24 protein-coding genes and 1 tRNA gene are annotated in these 25,877 nt (G+C 42.8%); 15 read left to right on the top strand and 10 right to left on the bottom strand.

The genetic code is table 11. The features are described 5' to 3' along the window. The first annotated feature begins 402 nt into the window (after window positions 1–402). The gene (locus tag CKY02_RS15465) at window positions 403–657 is read left to right on the top strand and encodes a hypothetical protein (RefSeq protein WP_112895978.1); all 255 of its coding nucleotides are present in this window, start codon (window positions 403–405) and stop codon (window positions 655–657) included. Continuing rightward, window positions 654–839, top strand: coding sequence for a hypothetical protein (locus CKY02_RS15460; RefSeq protein ID WP_112895977.1), 186 nt, complete (start codon window positions 654–656; stop codon window positions 837–839). Before CKY02_RS15465 ends, CKY02_RS15460 begins: the two co-directional genes overlap by 4 nt. On the opposite strand, the gene CKY02_RS15455 is transcribed toward CKY02_RS15460, so the two are convergent. Both CKY02_RS15455 and CKY02_RS15450 read right to left on the bottom strand, forming a co-directional pair. Then, on the bottom strand, window positions 836–1,114 hold the full coding sequence (locus tag CKY02_RS15455; RefSeq protein ID WP_112895976.1) for a helix-turn-helix domain-containing protein: 279 nt from the start codon (window positions 1,112–1,114) through the stop codon (window positions 836–838). The two genes, CKY02_RS15460 and CKY02_RS15455, sit on opposite strands and share 4 nt — an antisense overlap. Beyond that, window positions 1,111–1,431, bottom strand: a complete 321-nt coding sequence (locus CKY02_RS15450; RefSeq protein ID WP_112895975.1) for a type II toxin-antitoxin system RelE/ParE family toxin — start codon at window positions 1,429–1,431, stop codon at window positions 1,111–1,113. The genes CKY02_RS15455 and CKY02_RS15450 overlap by 4 nt, the downstream gene beginning before the upstream one ends. Window positions 1,432–1,519: 88 nt before the next feature. On the opposite strand from CKY02_RS15450, the gene ligB reads away from it, so the two are divergent. Beyond that, complete coding sequence (gene ligB / locus CKY02_RS15445) at window positions 1,520–3,463, top strand: NAD-dependent DNA ligase LigB (protein ID WP_240002064.1); 1,944 nt, start codon at window positions 1,520–1,522, stop codon at window positions 3,461–3,463. Here ligB and CKY02_RS15440 read toward each other — a convergent pair. Continuing rightward, entirely contained in the window at window positions 3,457–4,074 is a 618-nt protein-coding gene (locus CKY02_RS15440; protein ID WP_112895974.1) for a trimeric intracellular cation channel family protein, read from the bottom strand. The genes ligB and CKY02_RS15440 overlap by 7 nt on opposite strands. A gap of 133 nt (window positions 4,075–4,207) precedes the next feature. On the opposite strand from CKY02_RS15440, the gene CKY02_RS15435 reads away from it, so the two are divergent. Together CKY02_RS15435 and CKY02_RS15430 are read left to right on the top strand one after the other, a co-directional pair. Next, window positions 4,208–5,515, top strand: coding sequence for a YidR family protein (locus CKY02_RS15435; protein WP_112895973.1), 1,308 nt, complete (start codon window positions 4,208–4,210; stop codon window positions 5,513–5,515). Window positions 5,516–5,712: 197 nt separating this feature from the next. After that, a complete protein-coding gene (locus CKY02_RS15430; protein ID WP_112895972.1) occupies window positions 5,713–7,371 on the top strand; it encodes a putative transporter in 1,659 nt (552 codons plus the stop codon). 336 nt (window positions 7,372–7,707) lie between these two features. On the opposite strand, the gene CKY02_RS15425 is transcribed toward CKY02_RS15430, so the two are convergent. Then, on the bottom strand, window positions 7,708–8,961 hold the full coding sequence (locus CKY02_RS15425) for a valine--pyruvate transaminase (RefSeq protein WP_112895971.1): 1,254 nt from the start codon (window positions 8,959–8,961) through the stop codon (window positions 7,708–7,710). Window positions 8,962–9,166: 205 nt separating this feature from the next. Continuing rightward, window positions 9,167–9,724, bottom strand: coding sequence for a DNA-3-methyladenine glycosylase I (locus CKY02_RS15420; protein WP_112895970.1), 558 nt, complete (start codon window positions 9,722–9,724; stop codon window positions 9,167–9,169). Window positions 9,725–9,919: 195 nt separating this feature from the next. Here CKY02_RS15420 and glyQ point away from each other — a divergent pair, with 195 nt between their 5' ends. From glyQ to CKY02_RS15405, 3 genes are all read left to right on the top strand, one after another. After that, window positions 9,920–10,834 carry a glycine--tRNA ligase subunit alpha gene (gene glyQ / locus CKY02_RS15415; RefSeq protein WP_112895969.1) on the top strand — a complete coding sequence of 305 codons (915 nt, stop codon included), beginning with the start codon at window positions 9,920–9,922 and terminating at the stop codon, window positions 10,832–10,834. 9 nt (window positions 10,835–10,843) lie between these two features. Continuing rightward, entirely contained in the window at window positions 10,844–12,913 is a 2,070-nt protein-coding gene (glyS, locus tag CKY02_RS15410) for a glycine--tRNA ligase subunit beta (protein ID WP_112895968.1), read from the top strand. 201 nt (window positions 12,914–13,114) lie between these two features. Beyond that, window positions 13,115–13,191, top strand: a tRNA-Pro gene (locus CKY02_RS15405). Between the two features lie 100 nt (window positions 13,192–13,291). Here the strand turns inward: CKY02_RS15405 and CKY02_RS15400 are convergent. The 5 genes from CKY02_RS15400 to CKY02_RS15375 all read right to left on the bottom strand — a co-directional run bounded on the left by CKY02_RS15400 (window position 13,292) and on the right by CKY02_RS15375 (window position 17,419). Beyond that, on the bottom strand, window positions 13,292–14,368 hold the full coding sequence (locus tag CKY02_RS15400) for a methyltransferase domain-containing protein (protein ID WP_240002063.1): 1,077 nt from the start codon (window positions 14,366–14,368) through the stop codon (window positions 13,292–13,294). A gap of 132 nt (window positions 14,369–14,500) precedes the next feature. After that, complete coding sequence (locus CKY02_RS15395) at window positions 14,501–14,881, bottom strand: PadR family transcriptional regulator (RefSeq protein ID WP_205068469.1); 381 nt, start codon at window positions 14,879–14,881, stop codon at window positions 14,501–14,503. Between the two features lie 327 nt (window positions 14,882–15,208). Continuing rightward, a complete protein-coding gene (locus tag CKY02_RS15390; RefSeq protein ID WP_240002062.1) occupies window positions 15,209–15,790 on the bottom strand; it encodes a cytochrome P450 in 582 nt (193 codons plus the stop codon). Window positions 15,791–15,831: 41 nt separating this feature from the next. After that, the gene (locus CKY02_RS15380; RefSeq protein WP_193493142.1) at window positions 15,832–16,557 is read right to left on the bottom strand and encodes a cytochrome P450 family protein; all 726 of its coding nucleotides are present in this window, start codon (window positions 16,555–16,557) and stop codon (window positions 15,832–15,834) included. A gap of 85 nt (window positions 16,558–16,642) precedes the next feature. Then, window positions 16,643–17,419, bottom strand: coding sequence for a tRNA-dependent cyclodipeptide synthase (locus CKY02_RS15375; RefSeq protein ID WP_238399098.1), 777 nt, complete (start codon window positions 17,417–17,419; stop codon window positions 16,643–16,645). 973 nt (window positions 17,420–18,392) lie between these two features. Here CKY02_RS15375 and CKY02_RS15370 point away from each other — a divergent pair. The 7 genes from CKY02_RS15370 (at window position 18,393) to dppF (ending at window position 25,673) form a co-directional block, all read left to right on the top strand. Beyond that, window positions 18,393–19,313, top strand: coding sequence for an EamA family transporter (locus CKY02_RS15370; protein WP_112895966.1), 921 nt, complete (start codon window positions 18,393–18,395; stop codon window positions 19,311–19,313). 11 nt (window positions 19,314–19,324) lie between these two features. Further along, window positions 19,325–19,450, top strand: a complete 126-nt coding sequence (locus tag CKY02_RS26345; RefSeq protein WP_274382169.1) for a hypothetical protein — start codon at window positions 19,325–19,327, stop codon at window positions 19,448–19,450. Between the two features lie 556 nt (window positions 19,451–20,006). Beyond that, window positions 20,007–21,617 (top strand): dipeptide ABC transporter periplasmic-binding protein DppA, encoded by a 1,611-nt coding sequence (gene dppA / locus CKY02_RS15365; RefSeq protein WP_112895965.1) that lies wholly within the window; start codon window positions 20,007–20,009, stop codon window positions 21,615–21,617. A gap of 117 nt (window positions 21,618–21,734) precedes the next feature. Next, window positions 21,735–22,754, top strand: coding sequence for a dipeptide ABC transporter permease DppB (dppB, locus tag CKY02_RS15360; RefSeq protein ID WP_112895964.1), 1,020 nt, complete (start codon window positions 21,735–21,737; stop codon window positions 22,752–22,754). Window positions 22,755–22,764: 10 nt separating this feature from the next. After that, on the top strand, window positions 22,765–23,664 hold the full coding sequence (dppC, locus tag CKY02_RS15355; protein ID WP_112895963.1) for a dipeptide ABC transporter permease DppC: 900 nt from the start codon (window positions 22,765–22,767) through the stop codon (window positions 23,662–23,664). 12 nt (window positions 23,665–23,676) lie between these two features. Beyond that, window positions 23,677–24,657: a dipeptide ABC transporter ATP-binding protein gene (dppD, locus tag CKY02_RS15350; RefSeq protein WP_112895962.1), complete on the top strand. Its 981-nt coding sequence runs from the start codon at window positions 23,677–23,679 to the stop codon at window positions 24,655–24,657. Next, the gene (gene dppF, locus CKY02_RS15345) at window positions 24,654–25,673 is read left to right on the top strand and encodes a dipeptide ABC transporter ATP-binding subunit DppF (protein WP_112895961.1); all 1,020 of its coding nucleotides are present in this window, start codon (window positions 24,654–24,656) and stop codon (window positions 25,671–25,673) included. The genes dppD and dppF overlap by 4 nt, the downstream gene beginning before the upstream one ends. Window positions 25,674–25,877: the final 204 nt, after the last annotated feature.

The following is a 25,877-nucleotide window of genomic DNA, read 5'->3' as shown; positions in this document are numbered from 1 at the left end:
GATAAAGCATCTTTAAAGAAGTTATGACATACTTCACGTACAGGCATAGCAGTGACCTTATTGACTTGGTGGAACAATCAGTAGATCACACAACGCTATGCCTGTCTATTTTCTGGGGATTCCTCAGCGCTACCTTGGGATTTCAGGCAGTTATTCTTCGAACCGCTTCGCAAAGTTATTATTTCTGCCTTGGACAGCATCTCTTTATCCTCTATTTTGTTGTTATGCATGGATAGCCAAGGAGCAACGGATGCTTAATTTATTGATAAGGGTTGTTCGGAGTATGAATGGAATTTACACTGCATACTATGGTGTGTGATTTATCGACAGTTGTTACCTTAATATTCATTAGTTAGTTTTATCTGTCATAAGTTTGTGGTGCAAATTACAGGGGTTACAGCGATGAGGCTTGAACTGCAAAATTTAGCAAAAATGTCACTGGCGCAAGAGTGCGCTTTTATGGCTATCTTTGATGCTCAACTGGCAAATGACGATGGTTCAGAGGCGCGTGCTCACCTCAATGCTGGTGAACCAATTTATTATGCGGAGTTTGACACTCCAGCAGGGATGGTTATTAAGGAATATCCAGGTGGCCGTAGGGAACTGGTTAGTTTTATGAGTGGTACCGAGCAGGTAGTTGAGGTTTTGGAAGAGTGACGCATCGGCCTCAGTTATGGGTTATTGCGGGACCGAATGGAGCGGGCAAATTGATGCTCATTTGTGCTGTTGAGACGATCCTCATCGGTAAAGGCGAAAGTAAGCTGATGAAGCTGGCTGTTACAAGGGAAAACAAATACAGAAAAACACCCGAAGGTACTTTTCTATATCGTTTGGATTAAGTTGTTTTGAAGCCAAAATGTAATTCACAATTGCAAGCTCTGGCGTAGTTCAATAGTGTCTTAAGTGTTGGGTTTCCGTTTCCTTTTTCAAGCCTGGAAATATTCGCCTCTTTTGTTCCCATACGCTGTGCAACTTGGTTTTGCGTTAAACCAGCAGCACGCCGCATGTGTAATAGAGTATTAATTAGCTCGAATTCTGGTTCTAGCGCATCATATTCAGCTTTTACATCTGGGTTAGCTAATGCTTTGGATTTTAGAGACTTTAAACTACTCATTTTGTAACCTCTTTCATTCGTTCATAAGCGAGATCAAGATCCTTTTTAGATATCTTCTGGTTTTTCTTAATAAACGCATGAAGGACAATGATATTTGAACCTTGTAGATAGCAAAACAATCCGCGTCCTAGACCTTCTTGCGCTTTGGCGCGAATCTCGAATAGACCTTTTCCCATTGACTTAGTGTGTGGTTCTCCAAGATTAGCGCCATGTTCTTCAATGAGCTCAAGCAGTTTTAGCATGCGAGCCTGAATTCTGTGTGGCATATTGAGGATCGCATCCTCGACACCATCATAGAGTTCAATGTTCCAGTTCATATTCAATATTGCCCTTAATCTTATCTTATGTGATAAGATTGTAAGTTGTCAAGACTCTGTTTTCGATGAAAACCACTGGTGGCGGAGATTGTTGATAGCAGCCCTGAACCAAGTATTAAATACATCAGGTTTTCACCATGATATCCGCTCTATGCAGTATATGAAAAAGCTCGTTATCTTGGGATTTCAGGAAGTTATTCCTTCGAACCGCTTCGCAAAGTTATTATCTCAGCCTTGGACAGCCTCTCTTTATCCTCTATTTTGCCGTTATGCATGGATAGCCAGAGAGCAACGGATGCTTAATTTATTGATATTAATTCTGTTCATTATTTTCAGTACACCGATAGTTGCGGCTGAAATATCAGATACAGAGAAAAATTGCCCAGCATGGTCGCAAGACAAATTACAACGTGAAACAAAAAGCCTGATGCAACAGATGGCTCTATGGGATCAACTTTATCGTCAGAAAGGGATCAGCGAGATCGATGATGAAGTTTATGATCAATTAATGACGGAGCTAATTCATTGGCAACTCTGTTTGAAACAAGCACCTCATTCGGATTTTCCTGTGGCAGTTATTACAGATAATAAGCTTGTTCATCCGGTTGCTCATACTGGATTAAATAAACTAAAAGACGAACGGGAAATTAACCGATGGTTGCACGGCAGATTACCTGTCTGGTTACAGCCAAAGATTGATGGCGTGGCGGTAACATTGATTTACCAGAAAGGAAAATTAGTTTCATTAATCAGCCGGGGTAATGGCTCTGAAGGCGTAGATTGGACAGCGAAAAGCCAATATATCTCTGAGATTCCTCAAGAGATAGAAAATGTACCGCCTTATATGGTACTGCAAGGGGAGCTTTTTCTGCATAAGGATGGGCATATACAGCAATCTTCTGGCAGTGATGGCGCTCGTAATCGTGTTGCGGGTTTGATGATGCGCAAGGAGCATTCGCCAGAATTAAAGCAAGTCGGTTTGTTTATCTGGAGCTGGCCGGATGGTCCTGTCGAGATGGAAAATAAATTGCGAAAACTAGCGGATATGGGGTTTCCATTAGCGCTTCGCTACAGCCATCAAATAGAGAGGCCAGAACAGGTACAGAAACTGCGGATGCATTATTTTGAACAACCTATGCCTTTTGCCACAGACGGTATCGTGCTGAAACAGGAAATTGAACCTAAAGGAAGTCAGTGGCGGTCTGGATCTAACAGTTGGGCTGTGGCATGGAAACACCCTTTGCGCCATCAAGTCACACACGTCAGGGAAGTGAGTTTTACTATTGGCAGAACAGGCAAAATCTCTGTTGTGCTTAGGCTGGATAAGGTAAAACTGGATGACCGACAAATCAGTCGAGTCAATATGGGTTCGGTCCGTCGTTGGCAGCAGTTGGATGTGTTACCGGGGGATCGGGTGACTCTCACGCTGGCAGGTCATGGTATCCCGAAATTAGATCAAGTGGTGTGGCGGATTAAAGAGCGTCAGGATATTCAGCCACCGGATAAGCAGCGTTATCATGCGCTGAGTTGTTTGACGTTAACGGTGGGTTGTGAACAACAATTTAATGCACGATTGAAATGGCTTGGTGGAAATCTGCAAATGACAGGCGTCAGTAGCGGTAGTTGGGCAATGTTGACCGAACAGAAGTTAGTCACTGATTTAACCGGTTGGTTAGCGCTTTCAGTTCAACAAATTGCGGCCTTACCGGGAATTGGAGATAAACGAGCACAGGCTATTTATTCACAATTCAGCAAGGCAAAAAATCAGCCTTTTTCCTATTGGATGAAAGGGATTGGAGTGCCTTATATGGATAAGTTGCCTGACGATGTTGTTCACTGGCTGCAACTGGAGCAGAAATTAGCCGGAACACAGTTAAAACAGCAACTTACTACCGGGCAATTTAAAAAGTTGTCTGATTTTGTCAATGACACGCAGATTAAAGCAATCGCGGAAAAACTGTCAGTGGCAAGGATAACGGGTTTTGACCGGGAAAACGGGGTGGTGGTTAACCCCGCTGATATGGCTCAGTGATCGGAGTGTTCGTAATTAAAGACCGGTAATCCAAGACGGTAGCGAATAGCAACCAATCTTGCTGTCAGACCGGCGATCAGGGTAATCAGAACAATGCCGTTTTGCGGTAACGGCGTGTGCTGTAAGCCAATATATAACCAGGCGGCGGTAAAGGAGACACCCGCATAGATCTCTTTCTGGAAAACCAACGGAATGGTGTTACACAACATATCGCGTAACACGCCACCGAAAACGCCGGTGATAACCGCAGCAATGGCGGCAATGATTGGGCCATAGTTCATATCCAGTGCAATCTGGGCGCCAAGAATGGAGAAAACAATCAAACCAATGGCATCAAGGATTAGGAACAGACGGCGTAAATGTTTCATCATCGGTGCAACCCAGGTGGTTATCACAGCGGCGCAGGCGACGGTGACGATATATTCAGGGTGCTTAACCCAACCGAGGGGATAATGCCCTAGTAGTATATCTCGAACGGAGCCACCGCCAATCGCCGTTACGGAAGCAATAATAATCACGCCGAACATATCCATTTTACGGCGGCCTGCAGCTAAAGCCCCGGTCATCGCTTCAGCAGTAATACCGATGATATAAAGAACACTTAGTAACATAGAAATGAAATGTACGTAGCATAAAAAAGTAAGAGTAATGTCGAAGTGGTAAAGTCTCGACTGAAATTTTTTAGTTCCATCCATTTCGGATTAATATTATTTATCCGAAAAAACCTGATGCAAGGATAATAAAATGGCCTTTCAGGAACGGCAAATCACGTTAGATAACCGTAGCCACCAGCTTACTAATATTAATGTCTGGACACCAGACAGCCAGTGGTTAGTTTATGATGTGCGTCCTCATGGTGCTTCTTTTACTGGTTTAACGATAGAAAAAATTCATGTACAGAGTGAAAAAACAGACATTATCTATCAGGCAAAGGAGGGCGCTCATGTTGGCGTAGTGACAGTCAGCCCAACAGAACCTGTTCGATATGCGTTTATTCATGGGCCAGAATTCCCAGATGAGCAATGGCACTATGACTTTCATCACCGTCGGGGCGTAATTGTTAGTGAGGATTCTCCGGGAAAAGCAGTTACGCTGGATGCAATGGATATTACTGCCCCTTATACCCCGGGAGCGTTGCGCGGAGGCAGCCACGTTCATGTATTCAGCCCGGATGGTAGTCGTTTGAGTTTCACTTATAATGACCATGTTATGCATGAGCTTGATCCAGCATTGGATTTGCGCAATATCGCCGTGGCGGTGCCTCTCAAGTCGGTTGAATCACCTAAACACCATCCCCGTGAACATGATGGTAGCTATTTCTCCGTTGTAGTCAGTAGTACAACACCTCAGCCAGAGCCGGGTAGTGATGAGATTAACCGTGCCTATGAAGAGTGTTGGGTCGGTCAAGCTGGATATCGTAAAGCGGATGGCAGTTGGCAGCGTTGGGCGTTGGCATTTATTGGCAATACCATTTCTGCAACAGGGCAAAAAGTACCGGAAGTTTATATCGTTGATCTACCTGAACAGGATGCTGATTATGCGGTAGCAGGGGAAAAACCGCTGGAAGGTACGGAAACAACGTTACCCGCGCCGCCTGCCAGTGTAATGCAGCGTCGTTTGACATTGACCAGCCACAAACGTTGGCCGGGAGTCGTGAATAACCCGCGTCACTGGTTGCGTGCTTCACCGAATGGTGAACAGATTGGTTTTCTAATGAAAGATGATAATGGTATTGTGCAATTGTGGACAATATCGCCAAATGGTGGAGAACCGCGTCAGATAACGCAGGGTTATTGTGGTATTCAATCTGCTTTTAGTTGGGAAGCTAGTGGTCAGTTTGTTGCTTTTATTTGTGATAACAGCGTGATGCTATGCAATGTACAAAATGGTCAGATGCAGCGTTTGACGAAGCGTACAGAAAAAGCGCCTGCTGTGGAAGCGGTGGTGATTTCACCGGATAGCCATTATGTTGCATTTATGCGTGAAATCGATGGTTATATGCAAATTTTCCTGGTGGAAACCGGATTGAAATCCATAAGGTATATAACTTAAATAATTTTAAGGCTAAAACGATTTGGCTTTTGTCTGTTAATAATAACGTTCTAATGAGTGTTGTGCTCCTTTGGGGGGTGATAAATCCTTATGATTTGTGTGATTAACCACATAACGGCTATTTAATTTCTGACAGAATCAGAGAGTAAACAGAACTAATCTCCCGGTTTTTTAACTTTTGGTAAAGGAAACGGGTTATGAGTGATATTGCTCTTACAGTGAGTATGTTGGCATTAGCTGCTGCATTTGGATTGTGGATTGGAAACTGGAAAATATATGAAGTTGGATTAGGTATTGGTGGTGTGCTGTTTGGTGGCATTATCGTCGGTCATTTCGCTCAAACTTATGAACTGACATTGAGCAGCGATATGCTGCATTTTATTCAGGAATTCGGTTTGATTCTGTTTGTTTACACCATTGGTATCCAAGTAGGGCCGGGTTTTTTCTCTTCATTACGACGATCGGGACTGAAACTGAATGGCCTGGCGGTATTCATTGTGATTATCGGTGGGTTGGTAACGGCGATTATTCATAAACTGTTTCATGTTCCTTTGCCAATTATTCTGGGTATTTTCTCTGGCGCGGTGACGAATACTCCCTCTCTCGGCACCGGTCAACAAATTCTGACGGATCTTGGTTCAGATTCTGCCCTTGTCAGCCAAATGGGCATGGGATACGCAATGGCGTACCCAATGGGGATTTGCGGTATTTTACTGGTGATGTGGTTGGTACGGCTATTTTTCAAAGTGAATATTGAACGTGAAGCTAAAGAATTTGATAGCCAAAATGGTTGTAGTCGCGAAATTTTGCAAACCATGAATATTGCAGTTCGTAACCCAAACTTGAATGGGTTATGTATGCAGGATATTCCCCTACTTAACTGTGATAATGTGGTTTGTTCTCGCTTGAAACGTGACGATTTGCTTATGGTGCCTTCATCCACCACAGTGATTCAGAGTGGGGATCTCCTATATTTGGTGGGTCATCGGGAAGATTTGGATAAAGTTAGATTGGTGTTGGGTGAGGAAGTGGATATTTCTCTGTCTACATCAAGTAATACGTTGCAATCCGCCAAAGTGGTTGTGACTAATGACGCAGTGTTGAGTAAACGGATACGTGAACTGAATCTTAAGCAAAAATATGATGTGGTTGTTACCCGATTAAACCGTGCGGGGGTTGAATTGGTTGCCAGTAATAATGCTAGCTTACAGTTTGGTGATATTTTAAATATTGTTGGTCGCCCTGAATCTATTGAAGCGGTAGCTTCTCTGTTAGGCAATGCAAAACATAAACTCCAGCAAGTACAGATGTTGCCTGTATTTATCGGGATTGGTCTTGGGGTATTACTGGGATCAATTCCGTTGTTTATTCCGGGTTTCCCCGTTGCTTTGCGCCTTGGACTAGCAGGTGGACCATTGGTGATCGCTTTGATTTTGGGGCGAATAGGGACCATTGGTAAGCTATATTGGTTCATGCCTCCCAGCGCTAATCTTGCATTGCGTGAATTGGGTATTGTGATGTTTCTTGCTGTTGTTGGGCTGAAATCTGGTGGTGATTTTATTAACACTCTTATATATGGGGATGGTCTGATTTGGGTAGGTTATGGCGTTTTAATTACGATTATTCCGTTACTCACAGTCGGTATTCTGGCCCGTATAGTCGCTAAAATGAATTATCTTAGCTTATGTGGGGTACTTGCCGGGTCAATGACTGATCCCCCCGCGTTGGCTTTTGCTAATGCTATTCACAGTACTAATGGGGCTGCGGCGCTTTCTTATGCGACGGTTTATCCGCTGGCAATGTTTTTGAGGATTATGTCGCCACAATTATTGGCGGTGCTTTTTTGGGCTTTATAGTAAAAGACATAAATAATTTGGAAACTGAATAAGCAGTTTGGCATATCGGCTGAAAGTCTCATTAATGCGTAATGTACTCTTGCATTAGCCATCAGTAAACGCACAAAAACACGCCTATTCGAGGCATTGGATTTAGAAATTTCTGATTGAATAGAGGCTGCTTAAGGAGAGTGGGCAAACAAGGAGTGTTTCTTTCTCTTCTTTATGCACAAAGCATTCTACAAATTCTGAAAATAATTATGTAAAGTCCTCGTTATCATTTTGCTCCTGCATTTCCGGGCAGGAGCTTTTTTACTATATTGATTTAATTACATTATTGATTTAATTACATTGACTTCAGGCTGCTTGCTGATGTGCCTGCTCAATTTCTTCTGCCAGAATCGCAATCCCTTTTGCAATACTTTCCGGATCAGGAACATAATTCATACGCATGCATTCATGAGCATGCGGCCAGTCTTGTTCCAGTCCGGGGAAGAAATAGTGACCTGGAACCATTAACACACCACGTTTTTTCAGTCTTTGATAAAGTGTTTCTGTGGTTATCGGCAGATTTTTAAACCACAGCCACAAAAAAATGGCACCTTCTGGTTTATGGATAAGGCAAAGTTCTACCGGCAGATAACGACGGATAATCTGAATCACGTCCTGAACCCGTTGTTGATAGAACGGGCGGATAATGTCCTGTGACAAACGAAGCAGGTCATTGCGACGGATCATTTCCAATGCCATTGCGGGGCCGACACCGCCCGGCGCAAGGCTGATGATACCATTCATATTACTGACGGCATTGATGATTTTATCGTTAGCGATAATGATTCCGCAGCGTGAACCGGGCAGCCCTAATTTGGATAGACTCATGCACAGAATAGTATTAGGGTTCCACAATGGTGTAGCTTCGCTAAAAATAATACCTGGGAATGGCACGCCATAAGCATTATCAATGAGTAATGGAATCTGGTGTTGTTGAGCCAGATAATCCAGCCGTTGCAATTCTTCGTCAGTGATGACGTTACCCGTTGGGTTGGTTGGGCGAGAAACACAGATCAGGCCAATATCTTCGGTAATATTGAGATGGTCAAAATCAACACGGTATTTGAATTGGCCTTCTGGCAATAATTCAATATTGGGTTTATTGGCAACAAATAAGCCTTCATCCAGCCCTGAGTCAGAATAACCAATATATTCCGGTGCCAGTGGAAATAGTACCTTACGGGTAGAGCCATCTTCACTGCGCCCGGCCAGCAGGTTAAACAAATAGAAAAATGCGCTCTGGCTGCCATTGGTCAGGGCAATATTTTGTGTACCAATTTCCCAGCCAAGTTTTTCGCGTAGCATCTCTGCCAATGCTCGAATTAGCGTATCTTTACCCTGAGGGCCATCATAGTTGCATAGTGTTTCCGTGAGTTGGCCGCTTGCGACCATTTCAGTCAGTAATTGCTGAAAATAGTCATCCATTTCCGGGATATGTGCAGGATTACCACCGCCCAGCATAATTGCACCAGGTGTCCGCAACCCTTGATTAAGGTCATTCATCAGGCGGGTTATACCTGCGTCTTGTGTAAACTTGTTACCGAATTGAGAAAAAATCATAGCCGTGTTCGTTGTCGGTGTGTTATTTAAATTAGAAGGAATAACACCATACCCTTCGCATTATCGAGGTGCAATCTGGAAAATTATGACTATTAATTATTTAATATGGCATTTAATTTAACATTTAAAATAAAGAGCTAAATGTTTGGTTAATATCCAGCTTTATTATTGGTGTTAATCTTGGGGCTATTGTAATTCACTGAATTTATTTTCTACATAAACAGTCAGTTATATGGTCATTGACCAAGCCTGTTGCCTGCATAAATGCATAGCAAGTGGTACTGCCGATAAATTTGAACCCCCTTTTTTTCAGTGCTTGTGATAACTCATCTGAAAGATCTGTTTTTACCGGCACCTCTGTGATGGTTTTCCACTGATTAATAATCGGTTTGTTATCAACAAAACGCCAGATAAAGGTGCTGAATTCTTCACCCTGTTGTTGCATTTTAAGATATGCCCGCGCATTGTTGATAATAGCGTTAATTTTGGCGCGATTGCGGACAATAGCAGGATCAAGCATCAGCCGAGCCACATCATTTTCATCCATGACGGCAATTTTTACCGGATCAAACTGATGAAAACATTGGCGATAGCCCTCACGTTTTTTCAGGATAGTCAGCCATGATAGCCCGGATTGCTGGCCTTCCAGACAAATCATTTCAAACAGCTTTTGGCTATTTTCTTGTGGTTTTCCCCATTCATTGTCATGGTAAGCCAGATATTCAGGATCAGAGGTCACCCAATTACAGCGTGTTAGTTCCATGATGATTATTCCCGATGTTGATGGTTAATAATTGACTGTACTTTAACTGTATATATATACAAGCAAAATAGCCAGATTAAGATTTTTTTATTTCAGGGCGGAATTGAGAGCGAATTCAGGGCTGTATATCTTAAGGTCAAAGGGTATACTGACCGACTTCCTTTCAAATTCATATGTATCGCGTGCGGATCCAACATGCAAAAGTTTGATACCAAGACCTTTCAGGGGCTGATCCTGACCTTACAGGATTATTGGGCGCGCCAGGGCTGCACCATTGTCCAACCACTGGACATGGAAGTCGGCGCGGGCACTTCTCATCCAATCACTTGCCTGCGTGCACTTGGCCCGGAGCCAATTGCGGCGGCTTATGTGCAACCTTCCCGTCGTCCGACAGATGGCCGTTATGGTGAAAACCCGAATCGCTTACAACATTACTATCAGTTTCAGGTCATTATTAAGCCGTCACCAGACAATATTCAGGAATTATATCTGGGTTCGCTGAAAGAATTGGGGTTGGACCCGACAGTTCACGATATCCGTTTTGTTGAAGATAACTGGGAAAACCCAACGTTAGGTGCTTGGGGATTGGGCTGGGAAGTGTGGCTTAACGGGATGGAAGTGACTCAGTTTACTTACTTCCAACAGGTAGGTGGCCTTGAGTGTAAGCCGGTAACCGGCGAGATTACTTACGGTCTTGAGCGTCTGGCGATGTATATCCAGGGCGTGGACAGTGTTTACGACCTAGTTTGGTGCGATGGCCCGTTGGGTAAAACCACTTATGGTGATATTTATCATCAGAATGAAGTAGAACAATCTACTTATAACTTTGAGTATGCGGATGTTGATTTCCTGTTTAGCTGCTTTGAGCAATATGAAAAAGAAGCTCAGGAGCTGCTGGCGCTGGAAACGCCGCTACCATTGCCAGCTTATGAACGTATCCTCAAAGCGGGCCATGCATTCAACTTATTGGATGCCCGTAAAGCTATCTCGGTGACTGAACGTCAGCGCTATATCCTGCGTATCCGCACCCTGACCAAAGCTGTTGCTGAAGCTTATTATGCCTCCCGCGAGGCACTGGGCTTCCCTATGTGTAAAAAGAATCAGAACTAAGAGGCTGTCATGACTCAACAGACTTTCCTGGTGGAAATCGGCACGGAAGAGTTGCCGCCGAAGGCTCTTCGTTCACTGGCTGAAGCATTTGCTGCTAATTTTGCGGTGGAGTTGGATAACGCGAATTTAGCGTATGGTGAAGTGAGCTGGTTTGCAACGCCGCGCCGTCTGGCACTGAAAATCGCCAATCTGGATGAAGCGCAGGCTGACCGTGAAGTAGAAAAACGTGGCCCGGCGATTGCTCAGGCATTTGATGCGGAGGGTAAACCGACAAAAGCGGCTGAAGGTTGGGCTCGTGGCTGTGGTATTACGGCTTCTCAGGCTGAACGTTTGGTGACAGATAAAGGCGAATGGTTACTGTATCGCGCACTGGTTAAAGGCCGTAGTGTCAAAGAGTTGCTGGCAGCTATGGTCAATAGTGCACTAAATAAGTTGCCAATTCCTAAACTGATGCGTTGGAGCGATAAAGAGACTCAGTTTGTTCGCCCGGTGCATACCGTTACCATGTTGTTTGGTGATGAACTGATTGAAGGTGACATTCTGGGTATTAAATCCGCGCCTGTCATTCGTGGTCATCGTTTTATGGGTGAGCCTGAATTCACGATTGACAATGCGGAACAGTATCCGGCAATTTTGCAGCAACGCGGTAAAGTGATCGCGGATTATGAAACCCGTAAGGCGCTCATTAAACAGGATGTGGAACAAGCCGCGGTTAAACTGGGTGGCATTGCGGATATCAGTGACAGCTTGTTGGAAGAAGTCGCTTCATTGGTTGAATGGCCGGTTGTGCTGACGGCGAAATTTGAAGAGAAATTCCTCGAAGTACCAGCCGAAGCATTGGTTTACACCATGAAAGGTGACCAGAAATACTTCCCGGTTTACGACAATGCGGGCAAGTTGATGGCGAACTTTATCTTTGTTGCCAACATTGAATCTTCTGATCCACGACAAATCATTTCTGGTAACGAAAAAGTGGTTCGTCCTCGTCTGGCTGATGCGGAATTCTTTTTTAAGACGGATCGTAAACAGCGTTTGGAAGACAACTTGCCACGTTTGGAAACCGTTCTGTTCCAGAAACAGCTTGGTACTTTGCGCGATAAGACGGATCGTATTCAGGCTTTGGCTGGTTGGGTTGCAGAGAAGATTGGCGCTGATGTTAATCACGCCACCCGTGCGGGTCTGTTGTCCAAATGTGACCTGATGACCAATATGGTGTTCGAGTTCACTGATACTCAGGGTGTGATGGGAATGCATTACGCTCGTCATGACGGTGAAGCGGAAGATATCGCTCTGGCGCTGAATGAGCAGTATCAGCCGCGTTTTGCCGGTGATGAGCTGCCTTCTACGAGTGTTTCCTGTGCATTAGCCCTTGCAGACAAAATGGATACTCTGGCGGGTATTTTTGGCATTGGTCAGCATCCGAAAGGCGATAAAGATCCGTTTGCACTGCGTCGTGCTGCGCTGGGGGCTTTGCGTATTATCGTTGAGAAAAAATTGCCATTGGATTTACAGGCATTGACAGAAGAAGCGGTTCGTCTGTATGGCGACAAGCTGACGAATGCCAAAGTCACTGATGACGTGGTTGAGTTTATGCTTGGCCGTTTCCGTGCATGGTATCAGGAGCAGGGTTACAGCATTGATACCATTCAGGCTGTATTGGCGCGTCGTCCAACGCAACCCGCTGATTTCGATGCCCGTGTTAAAGCGGTCACTCATTTCCGTACATTGGATGAAGCCGCAGCGTTGGCTGCGGCGAATAAGCGCGTTTCTAACATTCTGGCTAAGTCTGAAGAGACATTGAACGAGAAAGTAGATGTTTCTACGTTGAAAGCGCCAGAAGAGGTGAAACTGGCAACGCATCTGATAGTTTTACAGGATAAGCTGACGCCTTTGTTTGCCGAAGGGCGCTATCAGGAAGCACTGATTGAATTGGCTTCTCTGCGTGAAGTTGTCGATGCTTTCTTCGACAATGTAATGGTAATGGATGAAGACCAGCAGGTGCGCGTGAATCGCTTAACTTTGTTAAGTGAATTGCGGGACCTGTTCCTGAGAGTTGCGGATATTTCGTTACTGCAATAGTGATTTGAAATGATCGGTTCCGGCGGTTGTGAAATACAGTCGCCGGAGCCGTAGTTTTTCCTCTACAGATAAAATCTTTTATAAAAACTGTGTGAAAGTGCGACATAACTGAGGTTCAGTTGTTTTTATCAGCAACTAACCTATGATTATCAAAAAGGTATTGACGGCCTATAGCGAGCGCAGTAAGATTCGCCTCGTTTTCGGCGAGTAGCGCAGCTTGGTAGCGCAACTGGTTTGGGACCAGTGGGTCGGAGGTTCGAATCCTCTCTCGCCGACCAATTTAGAGTTTGGGGCTGTCAAATAAGCCGCAGACTTAAAGAAATAGAGAAGCCTTACAGTCCTTGCTGTAAGGCTTTTTGCTATTTGGAAGCATTTACTCTAACAACCACAGCCACTTGGTGCATAAACTTGCATAACTTTGCCATCAGCATCAAAATGCTGCGGCCTTCCACCGTTGAAAAGACCATAATGTTTCTTCCCGTCACCCATTAAATCAAAAAGTGTATGGTAACGACTTTTGGTGATCATATCGGCGGTATTGCGGCATACAGGGACTGCTCTGCCTGTCTCAAAAATATGTTCTCGATCAAGCACAAACTGATCCGGTGCATCTGGTAAATTGCCTTTGTAAATGGCAACTTGACCATAATCCTCACAACGGTCTTCTAAATCTAATTTGAACAGCCTCAGCGTCATTGAATACAGTTTTGCACCGCCTAGTTTTTCCTCAATCTCCTTATTGTTTATGGATTTCAAACTGCTATTAATGACACGAACATCATTAAAACCGGCTGTTCTTGCTAGCCGTATGAAATCTTCAAAGTACAATGCGTCACCGATACACTCACAAACAATTTGTTGGTCATTTTTCAGTGATTGGTCCAGTCTTCTATCTAAAAAAATGTCAGAAAAATAGATTTCACCACCCGGTTTGAGTAAACGGGCCATACCAGCCAACACATTTGCTTTAGATACAGATAGATTGATGACACAGTTTGAGACGATAACGTCTATACTTTCAGGTGGTAAATTAAGTTGTTCTAGTGACTCGATATAGCCTTGCTGAAAATGCACATTGGTGGATGAATAGTCAAAGATTTGACGATGGTAATCCACAAAACGCTGGGCAAATTCGATTTGTTCTGCTGTTGCGTCAATACCAATAACTTTACCCTCGGTACCTACAAGGTGAGACAGAATAAAACAATCACGCCCACTCCCACATCCCAAGTCTAATACTGTCGTTCCTTCTAGCAAGGGAGGAAAAGGCGTACCACAACCATAAAAACGCTTCTGTACATCAGGATGAATAAGCTTAAGAATTTCTTTGATTCTGTCTGAAGTGGTGTTGTCCACAGTGCATACATTTATAGCAAGATCCTCTCTACTAGACAGGGTTTTGCCATAATAGTGTTGTATGTCTTCGATTCGCTGTTTAATCGATTGTTCGTTCATATTTATTTCCTCCAAATTAAATCATTAATAGGCTGATATTACGTTTCGGTAATTTGGCGCCAGATTTACAATAGATTCCTCATATTTCTGATCAATGCATAGATGTACAATGTATTAAGTCAAAAAAAATCGTCATTGCTGACGATTGATATGTGCGGCGACTTCCATCCAAGCTTCTACCGCGACAGTAAAAGCTGTCCGCCCTTTATCTGTTAATGTGTATACTTTACGTCCACGACCTGCAACGGTTTCATTGTGTACCGTTACATACTCCCCCTGCTCAAATTCACGCAGCACCGGATAAATTGTACCTTCGGTAGGTGAACAACACCCTTGGGTAGAACGTTCAACCTCACGGGCAATTTCGTAACCGTGCATAGGCCGTTGTTGTAGAACACTGAGAATGAAAAATTTGGATAAGCTCATCTTAATGATGCCATTCCAATACATTCGATCAGTGTAGTCCACTGTCGTTCGTCCAACAGTGTTAAGTGTTTTCTTTGGCTTGTTCATAACGGCATCATATACCTTGATCATCAAGGTGTCAATGTATCAGGTAGCCCGTTTAATTTACTTTATTATTGACTTTACTCATCATCATGAGTCACCTCTTTTCGATAATAAAATGTAGGTATCTCCTGATTGTTTCAAGGGATACTCACTTCTGGCATCCCTTAACAGTATTTCAGATGGATCTTCTGAGCGATTTCACACAAGCCTGATGTTTTTCCAGAAGTTCCACATATTCACTATTATGCCGCTGATAGGCGTCGTTACACCACAATATGAACTTTATGTTCCTATTCCATCGCTTCCATAGTGATTTTCAAATAAGGGCGACTATTCCTTGACAGCAGACGATGCTATTGGATCAAAACTCAAAAGGAGTTTAGAAGGTCCTCGTGTATACACTCCTGTTTCTTGATAATGATCATTACTAGCAAAACGTAAATTGTGCAGGCGATCCAAAATAATATTGGATGAAACTTCCAACTGATTGAGTGAAAATGCAGCCGCAGCACAGGCATGAGTACCTGTACCAAAAGCTAAATGTCTTTTTCGATTTGCTTTCTGTTGAGAAGTTGTATTTTTTCTTCGATATAGATCAAATTCATTTGGTTTGTGAAAAACCGATGGATCGCGATTAGCTGTGCCAATCATACAAAATATTACAGCGCCTTTAGGTATATCGATACCAGAAATAGTGACGTCTTCACCCGTTTCTCTTGGAATTAGCTGTACCGGTGATGTCAGGCGTAAAGTTTCTTCAAATGCATCTCGAACCAGACTGCGATCTTTGAGCACAGCATCAAGCATACTTGGATTAGATATTAAGTGATTAAGCATCATTGCTAATATCTTGTCAGCAGGTTCTATAGCAGCTAATAGAATGTTTAAACACAGTGCTGTAATTTCACTCATGGACATCGCTGTATCTTGACAAAATATATACCCTATGGATTTCAAGATGCATCGCGACGGCAAGGGAGTGAATCCCCGGGAGCATAGATAACTATGTGACCGGGGTGAGCGAGTGCAGCCAACAAAGAGGCAACTTGAAAGATGACGGGTATAGATATAATGTCCTCACTGGGATTACACCGTCTCTGATCTATTATAGGCTTTAGTAAGCGAATTAATTTCTGACTACATTCAAGACTGTGCATTTTTTCTGGTTCTGTTTGGTCAAACTGGGTAATAAAACTAGCGATACCCTTGTGCCATTCAGCTATATCACGATAGTTATCACTTGGCAGTCCGAGAATACCTAATGTTACTAATACGGCATAATCGCGGCCAAAGTCATTAACAATATCTATATTTCCTTTTTCCATATAAGGTTGTAAGAGATCTTCAGTAATCTTTCGAATCATGGGTTCGTAGTAGCGATTCAAATAATCTCTTGAAAGTCCTTGCATTATGAGTTTGCGTTTACACGCATGCTCTTCACCTTCCATTTGAGCAAGAACGCGATCCCCCATAACCGGTTCGGCAAGTGCAGTTAATGGCTTAGTATTGAAAATTGAGGATTTTAAAATAGCGTCAACATCCTCATATTTGCCAATAAAATAGCTGTTTTGGTATTGTTCAAAATAAACTAAATCTTGTTTATGCAAGATGTCGTAAAAATCATAAGGATTTTTTATGAACTTGGGATCGTGAATACTAAAAGAACTTAATTTAGCCATTATTTTGCTTCCTTTCTAAAGATATTTGGTACTAAGAGCTTATTAACTTTAAATACAATTACTATTTCATCAGATTGTTTGTATTTTATGGTTGAGTGACGATTCCGTAACTTTGTCTACCTCCTACTTGTATAGGATAACTACCGTTAAACAACCCTTTTCCGATTGGCCAAGGACGGTGATAAAGTAACGTAGAATACTTTACCCCAAGTAATCGAGGGGTATCGAGGTAAAAGGGAATTTCAGCGAAAATATATGGTAACGCTTTATATACTAATTGTAGGTCAATTGGACCAACGTATTGCCCGGTACCTTTTAGTCGCCCTTTTATAGCTTGAAAGGACATATCAAGGCAGATTTTTTTAAAAGATTCTGATTCATTAAACGCGTTTTCAACGTGTTTTTTAAGAGATTGGTAGTCATGGTTTAGTGCAAAGTCATTAAATTGAATAACTCTGATTTGCTTACTTTTTAACATTGCTATGGAAATAGCATAATCGAGGTTACATAAATGACGTCTAATTTCGCGCTGTGTTTTCTTGATAGCCTTAGCATCCTCGGTTCCACCAGCAACTAAAAGGCGTGAAGCTTCACGTTCACAAGGTAACAATATGTCAACTTGTCGGAAATAATGACTTGACCACTGAATAAGGTCCACTACATAGTCCTTTGAAAAACGGGAGTTAAAGGGGCTTATCCCTATTAGCGCGTGATCACCTTTTTGAATAATTTGGTCACAACGAGAGGTTTCACCTTGGACAGTAAATGATAGTGAATTCTCGTGCAGCAATGTTGAATAGACTGATAATATTTGATTGTTCGTTTCTTTTAAGCATTTTTTTTCAGTAGATAACATTTCCATTGACTTTCCATTTTTTAATGTAATCGCACATAATCCTGGTATAAATTGTTTAATTTTTATATAGATTTATTACATCTCCATTAAAATATTTATACATAAATTTGATATAATTTAATCTCGTAAAAATGTCAAAGATTATCGAAAATCAGAGTTAGATAAACTACATTTCGAGCCGATAAACGAATTGATGTTAAATGAGTCTTGACAAATTCTGGCTACTGTTGAAAAAATGAGAAGAAAATTGGGTATGAAAATGTATCGTCATCCTTGGAGATTTCTAATAAGAAGGTTGTTCAGATAACAACACCTAATACTGTATTTTTAACTTTACGTCAATATGCTTCGCCATATTAGTCATGTGGCGAATTCATTTGAGTATATTAACAAATATTCTGTTTATATGACTAGAACAATGGCAATAGCATGTAACTATTATTCGCTGGTAAACTTATTGGATTTTTATTGATAAATTAAAAAATCCGTATATAAATCACGCTATTTTACTTGAGGTTTATTTAATCTCTTGTATCAGAAATCCTGTAGGAAAATTACGTATATACTAATAATATCATAGTAAAAAATAACATTTAATTACTATCCATGATATTTAATTTATCTATCTGAGAAATATATCTCATTCATTAAATAACTTATTTGAAAAAACACAAGAATAGTGTATGAATATTATCTTCCATAAGTATTAAATGGAAGATAACTGTGAAATCAAGTGATATAGGTAACACAATTTTACTCAAAACTGATAAATTTAGAATAAACGATAATCGAGTATTTTCGAAGTGTGAATATCAAAATCCTATTAGTAGCTATAAAGATAGGATATTATTGTGCAGAAAATTATGAAACACCAAGGAAATTATTTCTGAATGAGGCAGTTTAGGCAGCAAAAAAGCATGTTAAAAATGGAAGGTAATAACGATTAAAGATTAATTTCCAATAGAATAATAGGTGATATATGTCTTCATATAATGGCGTAATATATGGGGTTATTTTTTGCCTCATCAGTGCAGCATTTGATGTGTTTGTTGCGTATTTAACGCAATCGATAAATTCAGCTATTGTTATCTTTTATTGCTTTATATCATCTACTTTATTATTTATGATGGTAAGTATTTTCAAAGGGATTGATCAATTAATTGTAAAGATCCGCAAGAACACCTTATTGGTGTTAATTGTTAATATCTCAATTCTATTAAATTGGGGGGGGTTAATCATTTCGCTACGTTTTCTTGAGCCTGCAATAGTGGGTGTCGCTTCAGTGGCTTGTGGCCCTGCGATAACAATCCTCCTTTCATCTTTTATCGATAAAGACGAGGCAAAAACAGAAAAATTAGAAGTCGTCATATCTTGGTTAGTTCTCATTGGGGTAGGTGTGATGCTAGTGAATACATTTTTAGGAAATAGTGGATTATCATCAACCTCAACTCAGGATAGGATTATTGGCATTGTTAGTGTGATAATTGGTGCTGTAGGAACGGTATTATACACTATTTTTTCTAAGAAATTATTCAAGGAAAAATGGCAAACATATGAGATATTGTCTGTTAGAAGTATCTTAATGGTGATACTTTCATTTTGTTATATTTCACTATCCGATGTTTCTCTTAGTTTGAATATCGAGATGATTCTTCCGATGTTGATTCTTGTTGCTATCGGGCACTTACTTCCAATCTATCTCGTACTGAAGGCGATTAATGCCATTACTCCCCTTCATGTCTCTTTATTGTTTTTACTGATACCTGTATTTACGATTCTTTTCCAATATCTTGATTCACGTATAGCTTTTTCTGTTGAAAGTTTGATTGCAGCTTCGGTTATAGTTTCTTTATTAATTATTCTTGGGGTGAGCAAGATAAAAAAGACAAATAGGGTATAACGAGGTATAAAATGAAAAAGGTTGCTATTGTAGATGGTTTTTCTTCTGGTAAGTTTATGGCTAATGATTTTATAGTGGAATTAAAGAGATGCCAATTTTTCTATGAAACTGCTTTTTATGATGATGAAAATAAGTAATTATTTAAAAAATATGGACATGTTTACTTCTAGAGTAAACATGTTGCACTTATTATATGAACCTACCCTAGTTAATCATTAAGGAAACCAGAAGCGATGAAAAGTAGATAAACTAGTAACAGGTTTTTGTATTTATTTATATTATTAATGTTATACTTATTTGACTTATTTTTCAGGTACCGACTTTATTCGGCGCACAGCATTTTATGCCAGTTATCATCTTTTCTAGTGAAATAATCGTTTACTAATTAATCAAACAACCACAATTTTTGCGCACAGGTTAATAGTGATTAATCCTGCATCCATGAGCTTTTTATGGTTTTTTTGTCTATAAAACGTGCGAGTTGTCATGTTTTTGTGCTAGCTATGTTAATTATTAGTTTCCTTTGTGTTTTCCTGTTGTTTATGACATCTGTTGAGATCTTATTGACGCAAGAGACAACAGTTGTTTAATTGATAAGCTGAAAATAATAAACAAAACCTAAACAGCGCAGTTTCTGACAGAAAGTGCAGATTCTGACTGTACACAACACCACCACAAATGGAGTGCAAGAAAATGACAACTTTCTCTAAAGGGGCGAAGTTATTGAAGCTAGGGGTCAGCTTAGTTGCATTGGCAGTAACCGCCAGCGTTCAGGCAAAAACATTGGTTTATTGTTCCGAAGGCTCACCGGAAGGCTTTAATCCACAATTATTCACTGCCGGCACAAGCTATGACGCCAGCTCTGTACCGTTGTATAACCGTTTGGTTGAGTTCAAAGCCGGTACGACCGAAATCATACCTGGACTGGCGGAGAGATGGGATATCAGTGATGATGGCAAGACATATACTTTCCATCTGCGCAAAGGCGTTAAATGGCATGAGAATAAAGAGTTTAAACCCACTCGTGATTTTAATGCTGACGATGTGCTCTACTCTTTCATGCGTCAAAAAGATAAAAATCACTCATACCATAAAGTCTCTGGTGGTAGCTATGAGTATTTCATTGGCATGGGCATGAGTGAGATGATTGATAAGGTGGTAAAAGTTGACGATTATACTGTCCGGTTTGAACTGACCCGTCCAGAAGCTCCGTTCTTGGCTGACATAGGGATGGATTTCGCCTCTATTCTGTCCGCGGAATATGCAGATAAAATGATGAAAGCCGGTACGCCGGAAAATGTCGATCTGAATCCAATCGGTACTGGTCCATTCCAGTTGCTTCAATATCAGAAAGATTCTCGTATCCTGTATAAAGCGTTCAAATCCTACTGGGGTGATAAAGCGAAAGTGGATCGGCTGGTCTTCTCTATTACTCCTGATGCATCTGTTCGTTATGCAAAACTACAGAAAAATGAATGTCAGATCATGCCATATCCAAATCCAGCGGATATTGCCCGCATGAAGAAGGATAAAGATATTGTCCTGTTAGAACAACCGGGCTTGAACGTGGGTTATGTTTCGTTCAATGTCACCAAGAAACCATTGGATAATCTTAAAGTTCGTCAGGCATTGACGATGGCGGTCAATAAAGACGCTATCGTTGAGGCGGTTTATCAGGGTGCTGGTCAAAAAGCGAAAAACCTGATTCCACCGACAATATGGGGTTACAACGATAACATTAAAGATTATCCATATGATCCGGAAAAGGCGAAACAGTTACTAAAAGAAGCGGGTTTAGGAGATGGTTTTACTATCGATCTGTGGGCAATGCCGGTACAGCGTCCGTATAACCCAAATGCTCGTCGTATGGCTGAAATGATCCAGGCTGACTGGGCGAAAATTGGTGTTAAGGCTAAAATTGTCAGCTATGAATGGGGTGAATATCTTAAACGAGCTAAAGACGGCGAGCATCAAATTGTGATGATGGGTTGGACCGGGGACAATGGTGATCCAGATAACTTCTTCGCAACCCTATTTAGCTGTGCGGCCAAAGAGCGGGGTTCTAACTACTCTAAATGGTGCTACAAACCATTTGAGGACATCATTCAGCCCGCGCGTGTTGCTTCTGATCACGCCAAACGTGTCGAGCTTTATAAACAGGCACAGGTTGTGATGCACGAACAGGTTCCAGCGCTGATTATCGCTCATTCAGTTGTTTATGAGCCCATCCGTAAGGAAGTTAAAGGCTATGTTGTTGAGCCATTGGGTAATAAACACCGTTTCGATACCGTGTCTCTCGAATAATCCTGTTTTTACTTAAGGCGTTTATTAAATTGTGAGCCAAAGGGGGAAAGTCCTCCCCCTTATCAAGCCAAACGGCCTGAGAGCTGTAACCGGCATTTAAAAAAGAGAGTTCGGGATATGTTGCAGTTCATACTCCGACGTCTGGGGTTGGTAATCCCAACGTTTATTGGCATTACTTTACTGACTTTTGCTTTTGTCCATATGATCCCCGGCGATCCGGTGACCATTATGGCCGGGGAACGTGGAATATCGGCTGAGCGCTATGCCCAGCTAATGGCCGAAATGGGGTTGGATAAACCACTTTGGCAGCAATACTTTCATTATGTAAGTAATGTGTTACATGGTGATCTTGGTATCTCCATGAAAAGTCGTATCTCTGTGTGGGAAGAGTTTGTTCCCCGTTTCAAGGCAACTCTTGAACTGGGGATATGCGCTATGTTGTTCGCTATTGCTGTCGGTATTCCCGTTGGTGTCCTGGCGGCAGTAAAGAGGGGTTCTGTTTTTGATCATACTTCGGTAGGCCTTTCTCTAACCGGATACTCTATGCCGATCTTCTGGTGGGGGATCATGTTGATCATGCTGGTTTCTGTTCAGTTGGATCTGACACCAGTATCTGGTCGGATAAGCGACAGTGTTTTCCTTGATGACAGTTCTCCACTAACAGGTTTTATGCTAATCGACACACTATTCTGGGGTGAAACCGGTGATTTTAAAGATGCGGTGATGCATATCATTTTGCCTGCCGTTGTCTTAGGGACGATTCCACTGGCGGTGATTGTCCGTATGACCCGATCTTCTATGTTGGAAGTACTAGGTGAAGATTATATCCGTACTGCACGCGCTAAAGGTTTGAGTCGTATTCGTGTGATTGTGGTCCATGCGCTTCGCAATGCGTTGCTGCCGGTTGTAACCGTTATCGGCTTGCAGGTGGGCATTATGCTGGCGGGGGCGATCCTGACTGAAACTATTTTCTCTTGGCCGGGGCTTGGACGCTGGCTGATCGATGCCCTTCAACGCCGGGATTATCCGGTGGTTCAGGGAGGCGTATTACTGGTGGCGATCATGATCATCTTGGTTAACCTGATAGTTGACTTGTTATACGGCATCGTTAACCCGCGTATCCGGCATAAGAAATAGGGAGCACATTATGTCTCAAGTGATTGAGCCTGCAAACAGTGCGCCTAAGATTATGACGCCGATGCAGGAGTTCTGGTATTACTTTAAGCGCAATAAGGGGGCCGTTGCTGGCTTGGTTTATATTGTGCTGATGTTGTTGGTTGCTCTGTTGGCTGGGGTGCTTGCCCCACACGGTGCGGCTGAACAGTTCCGCGATTCTTTGCTGACGCCACCGGCATGGCAGGAAGGGGGAAGTTGGCGGTTTATTCTGGGTACTGATGATGTTGGGCGTGATTTACTTTCACGTCTGATGTACGGCGCTCGGCTTTCATTGCTGGTAGGTTGTTTGGTGGTGGTGCTATCCCTATTGATGGGGGTTGTTCTGGGAGTGCTGGCGGGTTATTTCGGTGGTGTGGTGGATATTATCATCATGCGTATCGTTGATATTATGCTGGCATTGCCAAGCCTGTTGCTGGCTTTGGTGCTGGTGGCGATATTTGGGCCATCCATTGTCAATGCTTCACTGGCGTTGACCTTTGTGTCTCTGCCACATTACATCCGTTTAACTCGCGCTGCGGTGTTGGTAGAAGTTAACCGTGACTATGTGACGGCTTCACAGGTGGCGGGAGCGGGTTCCATGCGCCAGATGTTTATCAATATCCTGCCTAACTGTCTGGCACCACTGATTGTGCAGGCTTCTCTGGGTTTTTCTAATGCCATTCTTGATATGGCTGCTTTGGGTTTTCTGGGGATGGGGGCGCAGCCACCCACGCCGGAATGGGGAACAATGCTGTCTGATGTATTGCAGTTTGCACAAAGTGCCTGGTGGGTAGTGACGTTCCCGGGGGTGGCGATTCTGCTGACAGTGTTGGCGTTTAACCTGATGGGTGACGGTTTGCGTGATGCACTTGATCCTAAACTCAAGCAGTAGTGAGGTGGCGAAATGGCACTGTTAAATGTAGAAAAATTATCGGTTCACTTCGGAGACGAAGAGGCACCATTCCGCGCTGTTGATCGCATCAGTTACCGGGTGGAGCAAGGGCAGGTTGTCGGGATTGTTGGAGAATCTGGTTCAGGTAAATCGGTCAGTTCATTGGCTGTAATGGGATTGATTGATTATCCGGGTAGAGTGATGGCTGACAAACTGGAATTTAACCAGCGTGATCTGACCAAAATTTCCGAACAAGAACGTCGCCAACTGGTTGGTGCGGAAGTGGCAATGATCTTCCAAGATCCGATGACCAGCTTGAATCCCTGTTATACCGTTGGGTTTCAGATTATGGAAGCGCTGAAAGTGCATCAAGGTGGCAATCGTCGTACTCGCCGCCAGCGGGCGATTGATCTATTGACTTTGGTCGGTATCCCTGATCCTGCATCGCGTCTGGATGTGTATCCGCACCAATTATCGGGTGGTATGAGTCAACGGGTCATGATCGCAATGGCGATTGCTTGCCGGCCAAAATTACTGATTGCTGATGAACCGACGACCGCTTTAGATGTCACCATTCAGGCGCAGGTTATTGAACTGTTGTTGGAGTTGCAACAACGGGAAAATATGGCGCTAATATTAATTACCCATGACCTGGCATTGGTTGCAGAAGCCGCTCATCATATTATCGTGATGTATGCCGGGCAGGTGGTGGAATCCGCCAAGGCATCGGAAATCTTCCGGGCACCACGTCATCCGTATACTCAGGCGTTGCTCCGGGCATTACCTGAATTTGCTACGGATAAATCCCGTCTTGCTTCTTTACCGGGTGTTGTGCCGGGGAAATATGACCGGCCTATCGGGTGTTTACTGAATCCACGTTGTCCATATGCAAATGACCATTGTCGTCAGGTGGAACCGGAATTAAGAACGGTGGGAGGACGTCAGGTGAAATGCCATATACCGTTGGATGATGCGGGGAGGCCGACAGTATGAGTGAGTACCTTTATCCGGCGCGGCAAATATCCACTGTGCCGTTATTAAAAGCGATAGATCTGAAAAAATATTATCCGATTAAAGGGGGACTCTTTTCACCTGCTAGAACGGTAAAAGCGTTGGATGGGGTCTCTTTCGAATTGGAAAAGGGAAAAACGCTGGCAGTTGTTGGTGAATCGGGGTGTGGTAAATCCACGCTGGGGCGATTGCTGACGATGATTGAAAAGCCAACCGACGGGGAGCTTTATTATCAGGGGCAAGATCTGCTGGTACCCAATAAAGATTCTGAAAAGCTACGTCGTCAGAAAATCCAGATTGTGTTTCAGAATCCTTATGGTTCACTTAATCCGCGTAAGAAAGTTGGGCAGATCCTGGAGGAACCTCTGCGGATCAATACCAAGTTGAACGCACAGGAACGTAAAGAGAAAGTGTTGCAGATGATGGAAAAAGTGGGGCTAAAAACCGAACACTACAGCCGTTATCCGCACATGTTCTCCGGTGGTCAACGCCAACGGATTGCGATTGCTCGTGGCCTAATGTTGGACCCGGATGTGGTGATTGCGGATGAACCGGTTTCTGCGTTGGATGTCTCGGTGCGGGCACAGGTGTTGAATCTGATGATGGATTTACAACAAGAGTTGGGACTCTCTTATGTCTTTATTTCCCATGACTTGTCCGTGGTTGAACATATCGCTGATGAAGTGATGGTGATGTACCTCGGTCGTTGTGTGGAAAAAGGCCGTAAGGAGATGATTTTCAGTCATCCACGTCACCCCTATACACAGGCGTTATTATCAGCAACGCCAAGGCTGAATCCTGAATTACGCCGTGAACGGATAAAATTGACCGGCGAATTACCAAGCCCAATGAATCCACCGCCCGGTTGTGCATTTGCCGCTCGTTGTCGCCGGGCACTTAGCATTTGTACTCAGTTTCAGCCACAATTGAATCAATATGGTGATCAATTGATTGCTTGTTTTGCAGTTGATCAGGATGAAAATGTTATGGTGGAATAATTAGTTAGCAATTATTCAATAAAACATCTTTGGTGATAATGGGTTAGTCATTATCACCATTTAAATATCTATACCCGTCATCTTTCAAGTTGCCTCTTTGTTGGCCGCACTCACTCACCCCGGTCTCATAGTTATCTATGCTCCCGGGGATTCGCTCCCTTGCCGTCGCGATGCATCTTGAAATTCATAGGGTATATACCCGTC

It is taken from the genome of Photorhabdus bodei, from assembly GCF_003287735.1.
Lineage (GTDB): Bacteria > Pseudomonadota > Gammaproteobacteria > Enterobacterales > Enterobacteriaceae > Photorhabdus > Photorhabdus kayaii.
Note: the sequence above shows the minus strand (reverse complement) of the source record. Positions and strands in the feature narration are given on the sequence as shown.